This window comes from Streptomyces sp. NPDC050418, from assembly GCF_044458745.1.
Classification (GTDB): Bacteria; Actinomycetota; Actinomycetes; order Streptomycetales; family Streptomycetaceae; genus Streptomyces.
Map to the genome: position 1 here is coordinate 95561 of NZ_JBITIG010000015.1, position 16492 is coordinate 112052.

Below are 16492 nucleotides of genomic sequence, written 5' to 3' on the forward strand. Positions count from 1 at the left end.
GGTGGCGGCGGAGGTCTCGGCCTTGTCGGTGGTGATCACTTGTTGTCGCCTCCGAACTTGCTGAGCCGCAGATACAGCACCGAGCAGAAGAGCAGGATCACGAAGGCCACCGTGGTCAGTGCGGACGCATAGCCGAAGTCATGGGCGTCGACGCTGGTGGTGGCCACGTACAGCGGCAGCGTGGTCGTCTCGCCCGCGGGTCCGCCGCCGGTCAGGGTGTAGAGGAGGTCGACGTTGTTGAACTCCCACACCATGCGAAGCAGCGTGGAGAGGACGATCGCGTCCTTGAGGTGCGGCAGGGTGATGTGCAGGAACTGGCGTACCCGGCCCGCGCCGTCCACCTCGGCCGCCTCGTACAGGTCCTTCGAGACGGACTGCAGGTCGGCGAGGATGAGGATCGCGAAGAACGGCACACCGCGCCACAGATCGGCGACGATCGCGGCCGAGAAGACGGTCGAGGTGTCGGAGAGCCAGGACGTGCCGTAGCTGCCGATGCCCAGGTCGGCGAGGTAACGCGTGATACCGGTCTGGGAGTTGTAGAGCAGCACCCAGATCACCGAGGTGAGCACTCCGGACACGGCCCACGGCGAGAAGACGAGAGCCCGGCCGAGCGCACGGCCGACGAAGGTCTGGTTGACGATCAGCGCGAGCGCGAGCCCGAAGAGCAGTTGCAGCCCGACCTCGACGAACACCCACTTGGCGCTGAAGCCGAGGGTGTCCCAGAACTGCGGGTCCTCGGTGAAGGCGTGCAGGAAGTTGTCGAAGCCCGCGAAGCCGTCGCGCCAGGGCTTGGTGGGGTTGTAGTGCTGCAGGCTGTAGTAGAAGACGCTGATCACCGGATAGGCGATGAAGCCCAGCATCAGCAGGACGGCCGGCGCGATCAGCAGATACGGCAGCCTGCGCGGCGTCGACGAGCCGTGTCGGCGCCCTTTCGGCTTCGCGGGTGGCGGGGGCGGCTTCGCCACGGCTGCGGCTTGGGCCATGACAGTCTCCGATCAATACAGGTCGGTACGGTCGAACGTGAAGCGCTTCGCGGACGCGGTTCGATATCTCGTACAAGAAGATGAGGCGGTCCGGTGGGGCGTACCTCAGCCCGCGTAGGGCTCGGGCACCTTCCCCTGGCGGGCCAGGAAGGCGAAGTCGCAGCCGGTGTCGGCCTGCGTGATCTGCTCGGCGTACAGGGCGCCGTATCCCCGCTCGTACACGGCAGGCGGCGGTGACCACGCAGCCCGCCGACGGGCCAACTCCTCGTCGTCCACGTGCAGATGAAGGCTTCGGGCTGCGACGTCGAGCGTGATCAGGTCGCCGCTGCGGACCAGCGCGAGCGGGCCGCCGACATGCGACTCGGGTGCGACATGCAGCACGCACATGCCGTACGAGGTGCCGCTCATCCGCGCGTCGGAGATCCGCACCATGTCGCGCACCCCCTGTTTGAGGAGGTGGTCCGGGATGGGCAGCATCCCGTACTCGGGCATGCCCGGACCGCCGAGGGGCCCTGCGCCGCGCAGCACCAGGACGTGCTCGGCGGTGATACCGAGGGCCGGGTCGTTGATGGTGCGCTGCATCTCCTTGTAGTCGTCGAAGACCACCGCCGGGCCGGTGTGCTCCAGGAGCTCCGGGTCGGCGGCGATGTGCTTGACGACCGCGCCGTCCGGGCACAGATTGCCGCGCAGGACCGCGAGTCCGCCCTCGTCGGCGAGCGGCTTGCCGCGGGGCCGGATGACGTCCGCGTTGTGCACCTCGGCGCCCGCGAGCTGCTCGCGCAGCGTGGCGTGCGCGACGGTCGGCCGGTCGAGGTGGAGCACATCGGTCAACTGGGCGAGGAAGGCCGGGAGTCCGCCCGCGAAGTGGAAGTCCTCCATCAGGTACTGACCGCCCGGACGCAGGTTCGCGAGCACCGGCACCGTACGGGCGATGCGGTCGAAGTCGTCGAGCGTGAGCCGGAGCCCGGAGCGTCCGGCCATCGCGATCAGGTGGATGACCGCGTTGGTGGAGCCGCCGAGGGCGAGCACCGTGGCGACGGCGTCCTCGTACGCCTCCATCGTGAGGATCCTGGAGAGCCTGAGGTCCTCCTGCACGAGCCCGACGATCCTGCGGCCTGACGCGGCCGCCATCCGCTCGTGGCCCGAGTCGACGGCCGGGACCGAGGACGCCCCGGGCAGCGTGACGCCGAGCGCCTCGGCGGCGGCGGTGAGGGTGGAGGCGGTACCCATGGTCATGCAGGTGCCGGGCGAACGGGCCAGTCCGTTCTGCAGCTCCGCCATGTCACGCTCGCCGATGAGGCCCGCGCGGTGGTCGTCCCAGTACTTCCACATGTCGGTGCCCGAGCCGAGGATCTCCTGGCGCCAGTGTCCGGGGAGCATGGGCCCGGCCGGCACGAAGACGGTCGGCAGGTCCATGCTCGCGGCGCCCATGAGCAGGGCGGGCGTCGTCTTGTCGCAGCCGCCGAGCAGGACGGCGCCGTCCACCGGGTAGGAGCGGAGCAGTTCCTCCGTCTCCAGGGACAGGAGGTTGCGGTACAGCATGGGGGTGGGCTTCTGGAAGGTCTCGCTGAGCGTCGAGACCGGGAACTCCAGCGGGAACCCGCCCGCCTGCCAGACCCCGCGCTTGACGGCCTGCGCACGCTCGCGCAGATGGGAGTGGCACGGGTTGATGTCCGACCAGGTGTTGAGGATCGCGATGACCGGCTTGCCCAGGTGCTCCTCGGGCAGATAGCCGAGCTGGCGCGTGCGGGCACGGTGGCTGAACGTACGCAGCCCTTCGGTCCCGTACCACTGATGGCTGCGCAGACTTCCCGCTTCCACGGTCATATGGACCACCTCGCGGCGATCGCGGCCACCTCGGCGCGCTCGGCCTCGCCCAGCGGGCTGCTCGGCGGGCGCACCTCGGGGCGGCACAGGCCGAGGGAGGACAGGGCCTCCTTGACGACGGTCACGTTGTAGGCCGCGGCGTCGGCGGCCCGCAGTTCCTCGAAGCGGCGGATCTCCTCCCAGACCTTCATCGCCGCCGGATAGTCACCCGATCGAAGCGCTTCGATCATGGACAGCGAAAGCCGCGGTGCGACGTTCACGAGCCCGGAGGTGAAGCCGGTGGCGCCCGCCGAGAAGTACGAGGGTGCGTACTGCTCCGCGAGGCCCGCGACCCAGACGAAGCGGTCGAACCCCGCGTCGTGAGCGAAGGCGGCGAAGGCGGCGGCGTCCGGGACGGCGTACTTCACACCGATCACGTTGGGGCAGGCGTCCGCGAGCACGGCCAGGTGCGCTCCGCCGATCCGCGGGTTGCGGAGGTAGGGGACGACGCCGAGTCCGGGCACGGCCTCGGCGATCGTCCGGTGGTAGTCGACCCAGCCGTCGGCCGAGATGTACGGGTGGACCGGCTGGTGGACCATCACCATCTGGGCGCCGGCCTCACGGGCATGGTGTGCGGCCTCGACGGCAGCCGGCAGATCGTGCCCGACCCCCACCACGACCGTGGCCCACTCCCCCGCCTCCTGAAGGGTCAATTCCGTGACCCTGCGGCGCTCTTGAGTGCTCAGGGCGTAGAACTCGCCGGTGTTGCCGTTCGGCGTCAGCGTCCGCACCCCGCCCTCGCGCAGCCGGTGCAGCAGGGTGCGGTACGCGCTCTCGTCGAGGCCGCCGTCCTCGGTGAACGGAGTCACCGGGATGGCCACCACGTCGGCGAGCGCCGCTCGCTCGGCATCGAAGGTCATGCGCCGTCCTTCGTTTCCTCGGTCGTGTTCCGCTCCCCGGCCCCGGCCCGCTCCCCGGGAAAGGCGCGCTCCACGAACGAGCCGATATGCGTCCGCAGCGCGTCGGCCGCGCCGTCGCTCTCGCCGGCCAGGGCGAGCCGCAGGATCTCCCGGTGCTCGGCGGCCTCGCGCTCCCAGGACGGGTCCGCGGACCAGGCCACCGCCGCGACCAGGGCGGCCTGGTCGCGCACCTCGTCGAGCATCCGGCCGAGCAGCGGATTGCCGCAGGGCAGATAGAGCGCCCGGTGGAACTCCCGGTTGGCCAGGGAGCGTTCGGCCGTGTCGGCCGCGGTGTCCGCGCGGGTCAGGGCCTCGCGGGCCGCCTCCAGGGAGGCCCTGCGCCGCACCGTGCGACGCAGCGCCTCGGGCTCGAGAAGCAGTCGTACGTCGTAGACCTCACGCGCCATGTCCGCGTCGACCATGCGGACAGTGGCGCCCTTGTACTGGCTCATCTCCACGAGCCCCGTGCCGGCGAGCGTCTTGAGCGCCTCGCGCACCGGCGTCTTGGAGACCCCGAACTGCGCGGCGAGCTCGGCCTCCACCAGGGCCTGCCCCGGGGGCAGTTGGCCGGTGAGGATGCGGTGCTTGATCGCCTCCTGCACGAACTGGGTGCGGGAGGGAATCGGAGTGGGCACTGACGTCATACAGGTCCTCGGATCTGATGTACGGCGTCTCATATATGACGCATGAAGTACGACGGCTTGAAGTTAGAAGTCCGCCGCGACTTCGTCAATGCCCCTGACAGAACAAATCAGTTGGCAGCGCGCAACGCCGACAGCAGACGTTCGAGTGCCCGCTGCGTCGCCGGCAGATCCGCCGGGTCCTCGGACGTCGCCAGCCACAGCGCCGCCTCGTTCATGGCACCCGACAGGAGCCGTACGAGCGGAGCGACGGGTTGCTCGGCGACGACCCCGGCGGCCACCAACTCCTCCAGCACCTCGGCCAGATGACGAGCCGACGACTGCTCGTCGAGAGCACGCCACTCGGCCCACCCCAGGACCGCGGGACCGTCGATCATCATGATCCGCTGCACCTCGGGGTCGGTACCGGCAGCGAGGAACGCCGCACACCCCGCCGTGAGTTGATCCCACGGATCCTTCTCGGCCCCGGCCGCACGGGCGACCTGCCCCCCCACCTCTTCCTGCACCTGCGCGAGCACGGCGCGGAAGAGCGCTTCCTTGCTGTCGAAGTGGTGGTACAGCGCGCCCTTGGTCACCCCCGCCGCCCGGACGATCTCCATCAGCCCGACCGCGCCGTACCCGACCGCGGCGAAGGCCCGCCGCGCCTCCCGCAGCAACTCCTGCCGCGTCTGCTCCTTCTGCCGGGCCCGCACCCCGTCACCTGCCACCGCGCTCCCTCGCCTCCCGCGATTGACCTACCGTCGGTATGCGAATAGCCTACTTCACATACCGACGGCAGGTGAAAGGTGAACGCCATGAAGCTGACCAGCATGTACCCCGTCATCTGCACGGACGCGGCCCGTCTCAAGGAATCCCGCACCTTCTACACGGAACTCCTGGGCTTCGAGATCACCTTCGAGGCCGACTGGTACATCAGCCTCCGCCGCCCGGGAGACCCGCCCTACGAGCTCGCCCTCCTCGACCACACGCACCCGACCCTCCCGGAGGCCTACCGCCGCCCGGTCCAGGGCCTGCTGCTCAACCTCGAGGTCCCGGACGTCGACGCACAATGGCACCGCCTCGTCCACGAGTCCGGCCTCCACCCCGAACTCCCGCTGCGGGACGAGGACTTCGGCCAGCGCCACTTCATCGTCGCGGACCCGTCGGGCGTCCTGATCGACGTCATCACACCGATCGAGCCGTCTGCCGAGTTCGCCGCGCAGTACGCGGAGGACTGACGGCTCGGCACTCTCCTGGGGCGGCGGCGCTCACGGCAGGATCGAGTCCACGTACCCGCCGTCCACCCGCACCGCACCCCCGGTCGTCGCGCTCGCCTGCTCCGACGCGAGGTAGACGACCATGTGGGCGATCTCCTCGGGTTCGATGAGGCGCTGCAGCAGGGATTGCGGGCGGTGTTCGCGCATGAAGACGCGCTGGGCCTCGTCCCAGGGCAGGGAGCGGTCGACGAGTTCGTAGACGAAATCCTCGACCCCGCCGGTGTGAGTGGGGCCCGCGATGACGGAGTTGACGGTGACGCCGGTGCCGGCTGCCTGCTTGGCGAAGCCGCGGGTCACCGCGAGGAGCGCCGTCTTCGACATGCCGTAGTGGATCATTTCGGCGGGGATGACCACGGCGGAGTCGCTGGCGATGTTCTGGATCCGGCCCCAGCCGCGCTCGGTCATCCCGGGCAGGTACTGCCGGATGAGTCGCACGGCGGCCAGTACGTTGACCTCGAAGTAGCGCCGCCACTCGGCGTCGCTGATCTCCAGCGGTTCGGCCGCTCCGAAGATGCCGAGGTTGTTGACGAGGACGTCCACGCGCGGCAGCAGCTCCGCGGCACGCGCCGCGCCTTCCTCGGTGGTGACATCGGCGATCACCGGCGCGAGGACCGCGTCCGGCACCACGTCGCGGATCCGCGTGATGGCCTCGTCCACGCGCGCCCCGGTCCGGCCGCTGATCCCGACGCGGGCTCCCGCGCGGGCCAGCTCCAGGGCGATGGCGTGGCCGATGCCCTGGGTGGAGCCGGTGACCAGGGCCGTACGGCCCGTCAGATCGATGTGCATGGGTGCGGTACTCCTCCGCGGTCGTCAACGTGCCCGGGCAGGGCGCCGAACGTGCCTTCGTGGCCAGCCCAGTCTCTCCCCGGGAGCACGCCGATCCCCGGCAATCCGGCTTCCGGAGTTTCCGCTGTCGCCGCGGAGGCCAACGGCCGGAAGACCTCCATCAGGTACGCACCCACACCCCCTTCGCTAGCATCCCTCCGCATGACGAAGCGGGGTTGGCGACTGGGTGTGGTGGCGGTGGTGGCCGCCGTGTGCGTGTCCGGTTCGGGGATGCCGGGTGGGGTCCGTTCCGCGTCCGACCTCGGGCCGCTCCCTGCGGACCGCTACAGCTACACGCCGGAGGACTACCAGCGGGAGAAGCAGGCCTCCGGGCTGCTGATCCGTGCGTGCATGGCCGGGCGCGGGCACCCGGACTTCCCGCTCGATCCGCGGCCCCCTTCCGATCCCCTCCGGCTCAGCCTGGTCGCGACGGACTACGGGGTCCTCGACCCCCGCGCCGCCCGCCGCTGGGGCTACGGCTGGGACCCGGCGGGTCCGGCGGCGGCCTGGGAGCCGAAGGGACGTCGGATGACGGATGCCGAGTACGCGGACCATTCCGTCTGTTCGGCCGAGGCGAGCAGACGGCTGATGCGTGGCATCGACCTCAAGCGCGACTGGCTCTACGCGGGCACCCGGACGACCGCGATCGACAAGACCGTCCGACGCGACCCGCGGCTGCGGAACGCATGGCGCGAGTGGTCCGACTGCCTGGTCGAGAAGGGCTTCAAGCGCTACCCGGACCCCGTGGCGGTGTACGCGGACCCCGCGTGGAAACGGGGCGAGGACGGCAACACCCGGCATACGCAACGGGAGCGGGCCACGGCCGTCGCCGACGTCACCTGCAAGCGACGCCACCGTACGGCCGAGATCTGGCATGCCGCCCTGGCCCGGGCGCAGAGCACGGACATCGCCCGGCACCGCGACCGGTACACGGCCGGCCTGCGGGCGCTGCAGACCTACCGGGCCACGGTCGCCGGAGTGCTGCGGGACCTCGGCTGATCCCCCGGCCACCGCTACCAGCCCACCGCGGCGCGCAGCGTCTCCCACAGGGCACGGGCCGTGAAGGCGGCGCCCGTGCGGACCGCGAACTCCCGCGCCACGTTCCGCGGCTCGCGCTCTGCCGCACCGTTGCGCTTCGTGTCTCGCTCTGCGTCGCGGTTCCTGTCTCGCTTCGACATGCGCTGTGCGTTTCGCTTCATCTTCCGCTCCCTCGCTGTCCCGCACCGGCGTCACCGGGGCGATGGCGTCACCTTGCGCGGGTGGCGTGGTGTTGCGGAAACTGCATCGGGCCGATGCGGCGAACTGGCAACAGACGGACGGGGGTCGGGTGGGATGAATGCCGGGGGATGAAGGGGCGGGCGAGGGCGAGGACTGGCGCTCGGTGCCTCCGTCCGCGGAACTGCCCACCGAGGTGCAGACGTTCCTGCAGGCCCTGCGCCTCTACATGAGCCGCACCGACAGCTCGCTGCGCGCCTTCGCCAAGACGTACAAGTACGACCCCGGAACCGTGTCGCGCTACCTGAACGGGCAGCGGGCCGCTTCGGGTCCGTTCGTCCGCGATCTGCTCGCCGCGGTCGAGGCGGCCGGGCACGAGGTGCGCGAGTGCGACCGCACGCAACTGGAGCATCTGCACCGAAGGGTTCTGTCCCACCCGCGGGGTGCGGCGTCCAAGGCGCTGCTCAAAGCCGAGTTCGCGAAGGTCTCCGAGGATCTCGCCCAGCAGGCGCACAACCTGGAGGAGATCACAGCCGCTCTCACACTGGCCAGGATCGAGGTCACGGACCACAAGGAGCGCATCCGGCAGCTCGGCGAATCGCTCGCGCTCAAGCAGCGCGACATCCGTGATCTCGAGGAGAAACTGGCGGAGTACACGGCCCGCGGGAACGATCCGGAGGAGCTCCGGCGCATCACCGGCAGCTACGAACAGACGCGCGCCGAGGCCGACGCGCTGCGGGCCGAACTTACGAGAACCCGGGCGCTGCTGCTCGAGGCAGAACAGCGCCTGCGGGACAGCGAGCTGGGGATGGCCGGGATCGCGGAGGCCTTCGGCCGCGAACGGCGGGTCCTGGAGAACGCCCACCGCTCGCAGATCCGTGAGCTGGAGTCGCGGATGAGAGCGCTCCAGGAGGCGGCCGACCGCCGTGCGGAGGCCGGCGCACGGAACCCGTCGTCACTCGACGCGAGCACACCGGCCGACCTGCGCATCGACCCCCGCCTGCAGAACGAACGCGTGGGAGCCGAGCTGCGCCATCTGCACGTGCTGGCCCACACACCGGCGTTCGACGACGTGAGCGCGTGGGCCTCCGTGCCGAGGTCCGACGTCTCGCGCATGTTCATCCACGACGAGATACGGGACGGCGAGAAGCTGCGCGCCATCGCCTCCGTACTGGCAAAGCGCGCGGGCCGCGCGGAAGCCGTACAGGAGATCATGGATCTCTGGGAGGCGGGCCGCACGGCGGCCGAGGACTCGTCACCCTCGGAGGAACCGTCCCGCACACGAGGGTTTCAGCGGCTTCGGGGGCGGTGGCGGAACGGGTGAGGCGATCCTCGGGCCACGGCCCTCACTGCACCGCCCTCACGTCACCGCCCCCTCCACCACCCGCTGGTGAACGACCTCTCCGGCCACGACCACCGTCTCCGCCACCGTGCCGGGGATGTCCTCGGGCGCCGCACGCAGAATGTCGCGCGACAGGACCACGAAGTCGGCCGCTTTGCCCACAGTCAGCGAACCGAGGTCGTTCTCGAGGAAGTTGGCGTATGCCGATCCCCTTGTGTATCTGTACACGACCGTCTCGACATCGAGGGTCTCCTCGGGCTGCCAGGGGGCACCTCCCGCGAGCGGTTGCCGGGTCACCGCTGTGTAGATGCCGGCCATCGGATCCATCGGCTCCACCACGGGGAGTGTCTCAGTTTCAAGACAGGCCCGTCTGCCGAGTTCAACCTGAGTAATGGCGGACTATATTCCCCGAGATGGGCCGTAACGCACCTGAGGGCGATCACCAGGGCTCATCGGCAATTCTCGAAGGGCCACGGGACCCGGGTAAAACACGCTACTGCCCGGACCTCCGACATCTTCACCGACGAGCCATCGGTACAGCCACTCGGCGAACTCCATGGTGAATTCAAAGAATTCACCCTCCCCGCCCTCAACGAAGAGCACCCCTTCGCCGTTCCTCGCGCGGGGAGCATAAAAGAGCGTCTCCCCTCGATCGGTTCCCGCCAGGGGGATCAGGCCATTCGGCGTACCGAATTCAAGCTCCTCCACACCGAGTACCACACGGGGGTCTCCATCGGGCTCCCCATCACCCCATTCCACCTGCGACCACGCATCGGCGGTGCTGCGAATCCATTCGCTCAGATTCCATCGCTGAGTCGCTGGATGGTCCAGAGCGAGGTGACCATTGATCTGGATCGGAGCGTATGCGTCAACGATCTCTTTATAATCCGCCGGCAAGCTGACCCCGAGGTCAGCTTCAAGCGCACGCCATGCCGCAGGACTCCGGAATCGCTCCGTCGGGTCACCCAACATGTCCAGGACAAGACGGAGGTAGCTTGAACTCACCTTGGTCACTTCCTCGGACCCCAGCATCTACAGCAATGAGCTTCCCGGCATCGAGGTCCATTGCGCGTCCCTCACCGGCCAACCTCGCGGAAATTTCTTCTCAAGCAGAAAAGATTGCAGGAAATTCGTTAGCGACATCCCCGTCTGCCACACCTCTGGGCATTGCCGAAATGCGACCGCTACAGTCCAGTTGCCACTTTCCGGTTCGGGAACAAGTAGGCAAACATCACCGTTCCAGTCATGGTAAGCCCACGGAATGATGGAGTTCCATGAATCTTTCACGGGAGTCGGAATGCCACGTACATCCTGAAACGCGCTGTGAAAGTCCCGCCGCTCTTGCTCCATAAACGTGAGGAGCCGATCACTTCCTTCAGGGTGAGGAACGAAGAGATGTCCGCACAGGACGGCATCCCCGTACCCATCGACGAACTCTTTATATTCCGCAGGAAGTTCGCGCCCCACCCATGCCTCAACCGCATCCCATGCCTCACGTGAGGCAGGACGAAACCGCTCCCGCTCACCCAGAGCGCCAGAACTTCCGCCAACCATTCCAGTCACCTTCTATATCGCCCAGAAGAGCAAATCGCAGATTGGGGCGTCGCCGAGTTCACGACGTAGCAGTCTACATCCATTCCGCGATCACCACGGGCTTCCAAGTGCATAAGACTTGGAATTCCCGAAGCCGGGTCTCCATAGACAGGCCCACTCCTCGCTTCCACTTGCGCCGCTTCCCCACGTGGATGCCGAGGCCCCGCAACGCTCAACTACCCACTGCTCTCATCCGAGGTACTGGCTGGTCCCCCGCGCCAGATAGGCCCCATGCCCGGCCCGCCCCACGAACTCCCGTGCCTCGATGACAAGTTCCCCCCGCGACAGCACCGTCTCCACCCGCCCCGTGACCGGCTTCCCCTCATAAGCCGAGTAGTCCACGTTCATGTGATGCGTATCCGCGGACATCACCTGCTCGGCATGCGGGTCGTAGATCACCACATCCGCGTCCGCCCCCGGCGCGATCGTGCCCTTCTTCCCGTACAAGCCGAACATCCGGGCCGGCGTCGCGCACGCGATCTCAATCCACCTACGGCGCGAGATATGCCCGTCCAACACCGCCTGGTGCAGCAGATCCATCCGGTTCTCCACCCCCGGCATCCCGTTCGGGATCTTCGAGAAGTCGCCGCGCCCCAGTTCCTTCTGGCCCACGAAGCAGAACGGGCAGTGGTCGGTGGAGACCACCTGGAGGTCGTTCGTCCTGAGCCCCCGCCACAACGCCGCCTGATGCTCCTTCGGCCGCAGCGGGGTCGAGCACACATACTTCGCGCCCTCGAAGTCCGGTTCCGCCAGGTTGTCCGTCGAGAGGAAGAGGTACTGCGGGCAAGTCTCGCCGAAGACCGGGAGTCCCTCGTCGCGGGCCCGGGCCAGTTCGGCCACCGCTTCCTGGGCAGAGACGTGCACGACGTACAGCGGTGAGCCGGTGACCTGGGCCAGCTTGATGGCGCGGTGGGTCGCCTCCGCCTCCAGAAGGGCCTTGCGCACCTCGCCGTGGTAGCGCGGGTCCGTTTCGCCTCGCTGCAGGGCCTGTTCGACCAGGACGTCGATCGCGATCCCGTTCTCCGCGTGCATCATGATCATGCCGCCGTTGGACGACGCGCGCTGCATCGCCCGCAGGATCTGGCCGTCGTCGCTGTAGAAGACGCCTGGGTACGCCATGAAGAGCTTGAAGGAGGAGATGCCCTCCTCTACCAGGAGGTCCATCTCCTTCAGGGTCCGCTCGGTGACGTCCGACAGGATCATGTGAAACCCGTAGTCGATCGCGCAGTTTCCGTCCGCCTTCGCGTACCAGGCGTCCAACCCCGCCCGTAGCGACTGCCCCTTCGTCTGCACCGCGAAGTCCACGATCGTCGTGGTCCCACCCCACGCCGCCGCCTTCGTCCCCGTCTCGAACGTGTCCGACGCGAACGTCCCGCCGAACGGCAGCTCCATATGCGTGTGGACGTCTACCCCACCCGGGATCACGTACTTGCCGCTCGCGTCGATCACCCGGTCCGCGGTCCACTCCTGGGTGCCCGCGGCCGCGAGCGCAGCGATCCGGCCGTCCTCGATGAGGACGTCGGCGTGGGTCTCGTCCGCGGCCGTGATGACCAGGCCGCCGGTGATGAGGGTTCGGGTCGTCATGGCTCCCCCTGGGGTGCGCTGGGATGCGGTGGGTGGGGTGGGTGGGGTGGGATTCGGTCGTACGGAGGACGTACGGCGGCCGTACGGTGGTCAAGCGGCGCTCACGCGGAGGTCATACGGATCGCAGAGCCCGCTCCAGGATCGCCGCGCCCTCCTCCGCCTCCGCCACCGTCAGACTCAGCGGTGGTGCGATGCGCAGTGCGCTGGTGTTGTGGCCGCCGCCCTTGCCGATCAGGAGGCCCGCCGCGCGGGTCGCCTCGAGGACCGCGGCCGCGCGGGCCGGGGCGGGCTCGTCCGTGCCCGGTTCGCACAGTTCGATGCCGAGCATCAGACCGCGGCCGCGCACCTCCCGTACCCAGGGAACGCCGGCGCATGCGGCGCGCAGCCGCTCCAGGAGCAGTCCGCCGACACGGCGCGCGTTGCCCTGCAGGTCGTGTTCCAGAAGGTACGTGAGGTTGGCGAGGCCCGCCGCCATCGTGACCGGGGAGCCGCCGAAGGTGGAGATGGAGTTGGCGTCGAGGCAGTTCATGACGTCGGCGCGGGCGACGACGCCGCCGATGGACATCCCGTTGCCGATGCCCTTCGCGAAGGTGAGCAGGTCGGGCGGCCCCGCGGCGGCGTGGGCCTGCCAGCCCCAGAAGTGCTCGCCGGTGCGACCCCAGCCCGTCTGCACCTCGTCGGAGATCCACAGCACACCGCGGGAGGCGAGGACTTCGCGGAACGCGGCGTACAGGCCGTCGGGGGGTGAGGTGAACCCGCCGACGCCCTGGATGGGTTCGGCGATCAGGGCCGCCGGGGCGCGGCCGTGGCCCAGGAGGTCCTCCAGGTCCTCGACGCAGGCGGCGATGAAGGCCGCGTCGTCCAGGTGGGCGTAGGGGCCGCGGGTGCGGACGCCCCCGTGCACGTACAGCGTCTGCAGCGGGGACAGGGAGGTCGGGGACCAGGCGCGGTTGCCCGTGATGCCGACGGTCGAGAAGGAGCGGCCGTGGTAGCTGTTGCGCATCGCGAGGAGCGTGTTCGAGCCGCGGTACGCGGTGGCGAGCAGCAGCGCGGCGTCGTTGGCCTCCGTGCCCGAGGTGGTGAAGAAGACCCGGGCGTCGGGGATGCCGGACAACGCGGCGATGCGCTCGGCGAGTTCGACCATCGGACGGTCGAGGTAGAGCGTCGAGGTGTGGATGATCCGGCCGGCCTGCTCGGCGACCGCCTTGGTCACCTCGGGCAGGGCGTGCGCGGTCATGGTGGTGAGGATGCCGCCGAAGAAGTCCAGGTACTTGGTGCCGTCGGCGCCCCAGACGTGGCGTCCCTCGCCGTGGGTGATCTCGATCGGTTCGTCGTAGTACAGCGCCAGCCAGTCGGGCAGCACCCGGCGGTGCCGGTCGTGGAGCTCGGACGCGGATCCGGTCACGGCTGCACCAGCCCTTCGTAGGCGTCGGGGCGCCGGTCGCGGTAGAACGCCCACTGGTTGCGTACTTCCTCGATGAGGCCGAAGTCCAGATCCCGTACGAGAAGTTCCTCGGTCTTGTCGCTCGCGGTCTCGCCGACCATCTGGCCGCGCGGGTCGACAAAGTACGAGGTGCCGTAGAAGTCGTTGTCGCCGTACTCCTCCTGGCCGACGCGGTTGATCGCGGCGATGAAGTACTCGTTGGCGACGGCGGCGGCGGGCTGCTCCAGCTGCCAGAGGTAGGCGGAGAGGCCGCGCGAGGTGGCGGAGGGGTTGTAGACCAGCTGAGCGCCGTTGAGGCCGAGCTGGCGCCAGCCCTCGGGGAAGTGGCGGTCGTAGCAGATGTAGACGCCGACCTTGCCGACGGCCGTCTCGAAGACCGGCCAGCCGAGGTTCCCCGGCTTGAAGTAGTACTTCTCCCAGAAGCCCTTGACCTGCGGGATGTGGTGCTTGCGGTACTTGCCGAGATAGGTGCCGTCGGCGTCGATGACGGCGGCGGTGTTGAAGTAGAAGCCCGCCTGCTCGACCTCGAAGACGGGGACGACGATCACCATGCCGGTCTCGCGCGCGAGCTCCCGCATCCGGGTCACGGTGGGCCCGTCGGGCACGGGCTCGGCCCAGCGGTAGTGCTCCGGATCCTGCACCTGGCAGAAGTACGGCGCGTTGAACACCTCCTGGAAGCCGATCACCTGCGCGCCTTGGCGCGCGGCCTCCCTGGCGTGCTCCTCATGTTTGGCGATCATGGATTCGGTGTCGCCTGTCCAGGTCGCCTGGACCAGTGCGGCGCGTACGACGGTGGCCATGAGCTGCTCCTTCGACGAGACGCTCGCTGTCGAGCCCGCGGGCTCTACGCACGTAGAAGGCGCCCGTGGAGCCACGAACGTACGGCCAGTACAGGGACGGGGCAAGACCGCCTGCCGCAAGCCTTCGGCGGTGCGCGCGATTCCTACTCGTACGGGTGAGGGAATCGGCCCGAGTACGGGTGGGCGCCCCTAGACCCGGAAGCCCGCCACCCGCAGTGCGTGGGACAGGTCGCGGTGGCAGTCGGCCGAGACCGACTCGGCGGCCTTGAGCAGAGGGGGGATCAGGCGGTCCGGGTCGGTGGCCACGATCTGGGCCGCCTCCTCGGGGGTACGGACCCGCAGGAACGCTTCGAGCAGGACCTCGGCCCGCCCGCGGCGCCCCGCGTCGGCCATGACGAGCGCGGCCTCGCCGATCTCGGACGCGGGCCGGCCCACGCCCTGCCGCAGGAGCCGGCCCGCGTCGTCGCTGCGCCCTGCGTCGGACAGGGCGTCGGCGACGGCGACCAGGTCGGCGGGCGGCAGGGACGCCGCCTCCCACAGGAGCGTCGCCCAGTCGGCAGCAAGTCCTGCGCGTTGCAACTCCTGGGCGAGCAGGGGCAGTTGGGCGGGTGGGCGGCGGGCCGCCTCACACAGCAGCACATGCGCCTCACCGGTCTTGCCCGCGCCGCGCAGGGAGATCAGGGAGGCGACGGTGGCCGTGATCGCATGGGCGTCGGGGCCGGGCGCGGTCCCGGGCGGTGCGGTCGGCTCGGGTATCGGCCCGTAGCGCGCGCCGCGCGGCGGCGTCTGCGCGGCGGACGGCGGCGCGGCGGCGGCCTCGTCGGCCCCGGGCGCGTACCGGGCGCCGCGCCGGACGAACCGGCGGGCCCGCGAGGCGGTCCGCCCGCTGTCCGGTGACCTACCGCTGCCCTGCGACCCCCCACTGCCCAGTGACCTCCCGCCGTCGTCCCGCCTCCCGCCGTCGTCCGAGAAGGACGAGGCGTCGTGGGTACGGGACGACTCCCACGAGCGCGAGGGTTCCTGCGAGCGGGGTGGGCTCTGCGGGCGGGGTGCCTCCTGTGACCGGGGCGCACCCTGCCCGTGGGGTCCGCCCTGCCCGTGGGGTCCGCCCTGCCCGCCGAAAGCATCCTCTCCACGGGGCGGCGCCTGCGCACCGAAGACGTTCTGCCCGCCGAAGGTGTCGTAAGCGTGCGGCCCCTCCTGCGCACGGGAGTCGCCGCGCATCCCGGGCGCCCCCTGCATCCGGGACGCCTCCTGACCCGCCCCCGGCCAGGCCCCGTCCCCGCCCCCCTGCGAAGACCCCGCACCCCGCGGACCCCCCTGCCGCGGCACGAAGAAGTGCTCCATCTCCGGGGGCACATCCCCCTGCGTACGCGACGCAGCACCCGCGCCCCGCCCCGGCGCCCGCACACTCTGCAGCCGGTTCCGCAGCTCCGACACGCGTGCCGTCGCCCGCTCGTGGTCGTCCTGCGCCCAGGCGAGGTCGAGCCGCAGCCGGTCGGCCTCGAAGGGGGACGCGGTGAGCAGCAACTCCCCCAGCTCGCCGTGGCGTTCGGCCGCGAGCCGCTGCTCCTCCAGCATCAGGTCGAGCCGCTCGCCGAGCCGCTCGCGCGAACCGGGGCGGGTGTCGACGTGCCGCAGCAACCGCTGGTGCAGGGCGTGCGCGTGGTCGAGTTCATGGGCCGCCGTGTCCCGGCCGTAGGCCGCCGCCAGGTCGTTGAGCAGCGCCTCCACCACGTCCCAGGGCGGCGCCTCGCGTCCCTGCAGACAAGCGCGCATGCCGTCGGGATCACGCCTCAGGAACACACCGCACCATCCGGCGTCCTGGTCGATCCGTCCGACCAGACCCCGCAGATACTCCGCGAACTCCCGCACGGGGTCCGCGTGTTGCCCCGACGCCATGTGTCCCGTCCCCCACCCATGAGCCTGGTTCCGCGGCTCTGACCGGACCGTTCCGGTCCACGTGTGTGCGGCAGCATTCCACACCTCACGCGTTACGGGGCGGCTACGCGGAGTTTTCGTAGAGGCACACGAATGCGCTCAA

At 69.5% G+C, this 16492-nt stretch carries 17 protein-coding genes; 3 read left to right on the top strand and 14 right to left on the bottom strand.

Translation table 11 applies throughout. The features are described 5' to 3' along the window. Nucleotides 1-35 precede the first annotated feature (35 nt). The 5 genes from ACIBI4_RS30830 to ACIBI4_RS30850 all read right to left on the bottom strand — a co-directional run bounded on the left by ACIBI4_RS30830 (nucleotide 36) and on the right by ACIBI4_RS30850 (nucleotide 5096). The gene (locus tag ACIBI4_RS30830) at nucleotides 36-983 is read right to left on the bottom strand and encodes a carbohydrate ABC transporter permease (RefSeq protein ID WP_399207449.1); all 948 of its coding nucleotides are present in this window, start codon (nucleotides 981-983) and stop codon (nucleotides 36-38) included. Between the two features lie 105 nt (nucleotides 984-1088). Next, on the bottom strand, nucleotides 1089-2810 hold the full coding sequence (gene araD, locus ACIBI4_RS30835; RefSeq protein ID WP_399207450.1) for an L-arabinonate dehydratase: 1722 nt from the start codon (nucleotides 2808-2810) through the stop codon (nucleotides 1089-1091). Then, nucleotides 2807-3709: a dihydrodipicolinate synthase family protein gene (locus ACIBI4_RS30840; protein ID WP_399207451.1), complete on the bottom strand. Its 903-nt coding sequence runs from the start codon at nucleotides 3707-3709 to the stop codon at nucleotides 2807-2809. Before ACIBI4_RS30840 ends, araD begins: the two co-directional genes overlap by 4 nt. After that, complete coding sequence (locus ACIBI4_RS30845; RefSeq protein ID WP_399207452.1) at nucleotides 3706-4392, bottom strand: GntR family transcriptional regulator; 687 nt, start codon at nucleotides 4390-4392, stop codon at nucleotides 3706-3708. The genes ACIBI4_RS30840 and ACIBI4_RS30845 overlap by 4 nt, the downstream gene beginning before the upstream one ends. A 107-nt stretch (nucleotides 4393-4499) precedes the next feature. Continuing rightward, entirely contained in the window at nucleotides 4500-5096 is a 597-nt protein-coding gene (locus ACIBI4_RS30850) for a TetR/AcrR family transcriptional regulator (protein ID WP_399207453.1), read from the bottom strand. An 87-nt stretch (nucleotides 5097-5183) separates the two neighbouring features. Here ACIBI4_RS30850 and ACIBI4_RS30855 point away from each other — a divergent pair, with 87 nt between their 5' ends. Beyond that, entirely contained in the window at nucleotides 5184-5606 is a 423-nt protein-coding gene (locus tag ACIBI4_RS30855) for a VOC family protein (protein ID WP_399207454.1), read from the top strand. Between the two features lie 30 nt (nucleotides 5607-5636). Here the strand turns inward: ACIBI4_RS30855 and ACIBI4_RS30860 are convergent, their stop codons facing one another. Further along, nucleotides 5637-6431: an SDR family NAD(P)-dependent oxidoreductase gene (locus ACIBI4_RS30860; protein WP_399207455.1), complete on the bottom strand. Its 795-nt coding sequence runs from the start codon at nucleotides 6429-6431 to the stop codon at nucleotides 5637-5639. 201 nt (nucleotides 6432-6632) lie between these two features. Between ACIBI4_RS30860 and ACIBI4_RS30865 the strand changes: the two genes are divergently transcribed. Next, a complete protein-coding gene (locus ACIBI4_RS30865) occupies nucleotides 6633-7469 on the top strand; it encodes a hypothetical protein (protein ID WP_399207456.1) in 837 nt (278 codons plus the stop codon). 14 nt (nucleotides 7470-7483) lie between these two features. Here the strand turns inward: ACIBI4_RS30865 and ACIBI4_RS30870 are convergent, their stop codons facing one another. Further along, nucleotides 7484-7669, bottom strand: coding sequence for a hypothetical protein (locus ACIBI4_RS30870; protein WP_399207457.1), 186 nt, complete (start codon nucleotides 7667-7669; stop codon nucleotides 7484-7486). A 137-nt stretch (nucleotides 7670-7806) separates the two neighbouring features. Between ACIBI4_RS30870 and ACIBI4_RS30875 the strand changes: the two genes are divergently transcribed. Next, a complete protein-coding gene (locus ACIBI4_RS30875; RefSeq protein WP_399207458.1) occupies nucleotides 7807-9009 on the top strand; it encodes a helix-turn-helix domain-containing protein in 1203 nt (400 codons plus the stop codon). Between the two features lie 36 nt (nucleotides 9010-9045). On the opposite strand, the gene ACIBI4_RS30880 is transcribed toward ACIBI4_RS30875, so the two are convergent. The 7 genes from ACIBI4_RS30880 to ACIBI4_RS30910 all read right to left on the bottom strand — a co-directional run bounded on the left by ACIBI4_RS30880 (nucleotide 9046) and on the right by ACIBI4_RS30910 (nucleotide 16350). Beyond that, the gene (locus tag ACIBI4_RS30880; RefSeq protein ID WP_399207459.1) at nucleotides 9046-9366 is read right to left on the bottom strand and encodes an amidohydrolase family protein; all 321 of its coding nucleotides are present in this window, start codon (nucleotides 9364-9366) and stop codon (nucleotides 9046-9048) included. 60 nt (nucleotides 9367-9426) lie between these two features. Next, nucleotides 9427-10059, bottom strand: coding sequence for an SMI1/KNR4 family protein (locus tag ACIBI4_RS30885; RefSeq protein ID WP_399207460.1), 633 nt, complete (start codon nucleotides 10057-10059; stop codon nucleotides 9427-9429). After that, on the bottom strand, nucleotides 10060-10581 hold the full coding sequence (locus tag ACIBI4_RS30890; protein WP_399207461.1) for an SMI1/KNR4 family protein: 522 nt from the start codon (nucleotides 10579-10581) through the stop codon (nucleotides 10060-10062). It abuts the gene before it with no gap. A gap of 228 nt (nucleotides 10582-10809) precedes the next feature. Further along, the gene (gene hydA, locus ACIBI4_RS30895; RefSeq protein ID WP_399207462.1) at nucleotides 10810-12204 is read right to left on the bottom strand and encodes a dihydropyrimidinase; all 1395 of its coding nucleotides are present in this window, start codon (nucleotides 12202-12204) and stop codon (nucleotides 10810-10812) included. A gap of 112 nt (nucleotides 12205-12316) precedes the next feature. Continuing rightward, nucleotides 12317-13609 (bottom strand): aspartate aminotransferase family protein, encoded by a 1293-nt coding sequence (locus ACIBI4_RS30900; protein WP_399207463.1) that lies wholly within the window; start codon nucleotides 13607-13609, stop codon nucleotides 12317-12319. Next, nucleotides 13606-14448, bottom strand: a complete 843-nt coding sequence (locus ACIBI4_RS30905) for a nitrilase-related carbon-nitrogen hydrolase (protein WP_399207464.1) — start codon at nucleotides 14446-14448, stop codon at nucleotides 13606-13608. Before ACIBI4_RS30905 ends, ACIBI4_RS30900 begins: the two co-directional genes overlap by 4 nt. 189 nt (nucleotides 14449-14637) lie before the next feature. Next, entirely contained in the window at nucleotides 14638-16350 is a 1713-nt protein-coding gene (locus ACIBI4_RS30910; protein ID WP_399207465.1) for a hypothetical protein, read from the bottom strand. Between the last annotated feature and the right edge of the window lie 142 nt (nucleotides 16351-16492).

Coding starts and splice junctions, on each gene's coding strand:
- ACIBI4_RS30830 (WP_399207449.1), bottom strand. CDS start 983: ATGGCCCAAGCCGCAGCCGTGGCGAAGCCGCCCCCGCCACCCGCGAAG.
- araD (WP_399207450.1), bottom strand. CDS start 2,810: ATGACCGTGGAAGCGGGAAGTCTGCGCAGCCATCAGTGGTACGGGACC.
- ACIBI4_RS30840 (WP_399207451.1), bottom strand. CDS start 3,709: ATGACCTTCGATGCCGAGCGAGCGGCGCTCGCCGACGTGGTGGCCATC.
- ACIBI4_RS30845 (WP_399207452.1), bottom strand. CDS start 4,392: ATGACGTCAGTGCCCACTCCGATTCCCTCCCGCACCCAGTTCGTGCAG.
- ACIBI4_RS30855 (WP_399207454.1), top strand. CDS start 5,184: ATGAAGCTGACCAGCATGTACCCCGTCATCTGCACGGACGCGGCCCGT.
- ACIBI4_RS30860 (WP_399207455.1), bottom strand. CDS start 6,431: ATGCACATCGATCTGACGGGCCGTACGGCCCTGGTCACCGGCTCCACC.
- ACIBI4_RS30865 (WP_399207456.1), top strand. CDS start 6,633: ATGACGAAGCGGGGTTGGCGACTGGGTGTGGTGGCGGTGGTGGCCGCC.
- ACIBI4_RS30870 (WP_399207457.1), bottom strand. CDS start 7,669: ATGAAGCGAAACGCACAGCGCATGTCGAAGCGAGACAGGAACCGCGAC.
- ACIBI4_RS30875 (WP_399207458.1), top strand. CDS start 7,807: ATGCCGGGGGATGAAGGGGCGGGCGAGGGCGAGGACTGGCGCTCGGTG.
- ACIBI4_RS30885 (WP_399207460.1), bottom strand. CDS start 10,059: ATGCTGGGGTCCGAGGAAGTGACCAAGGTGAGTTCAAGCTACCTCCGT.
- ACIBI4_RS30890 (WP_399207461.1), bottom strand. CDS start 10,581: ATGGTTGGCGGAAGTTCTGGCGCTCTGGGTGAGCGGGAGCGGTTTCGT.
- hydA (WP_399207462.1), bottom strand. CDS start 12,204: ATGACGACCCGAACCCTCATCACCGGCGGCCTGGTCATCACGGCCGCG.
- ACIBI4_RS30905 (WP_399207464.1), bottom strand. CDS start 14,448: ATGGCCACCGTCGTACGCGCCGCACTGGTCCAGGCGACCTGGACAGGC.
- ACIBI4_RS30910 (WP_399207465.1), bottom strand. CDS start 16,350: ATGGCGTCGGGGCAACACGCGGACCCCGTGCGGGAGTTCGCGGAGTAT.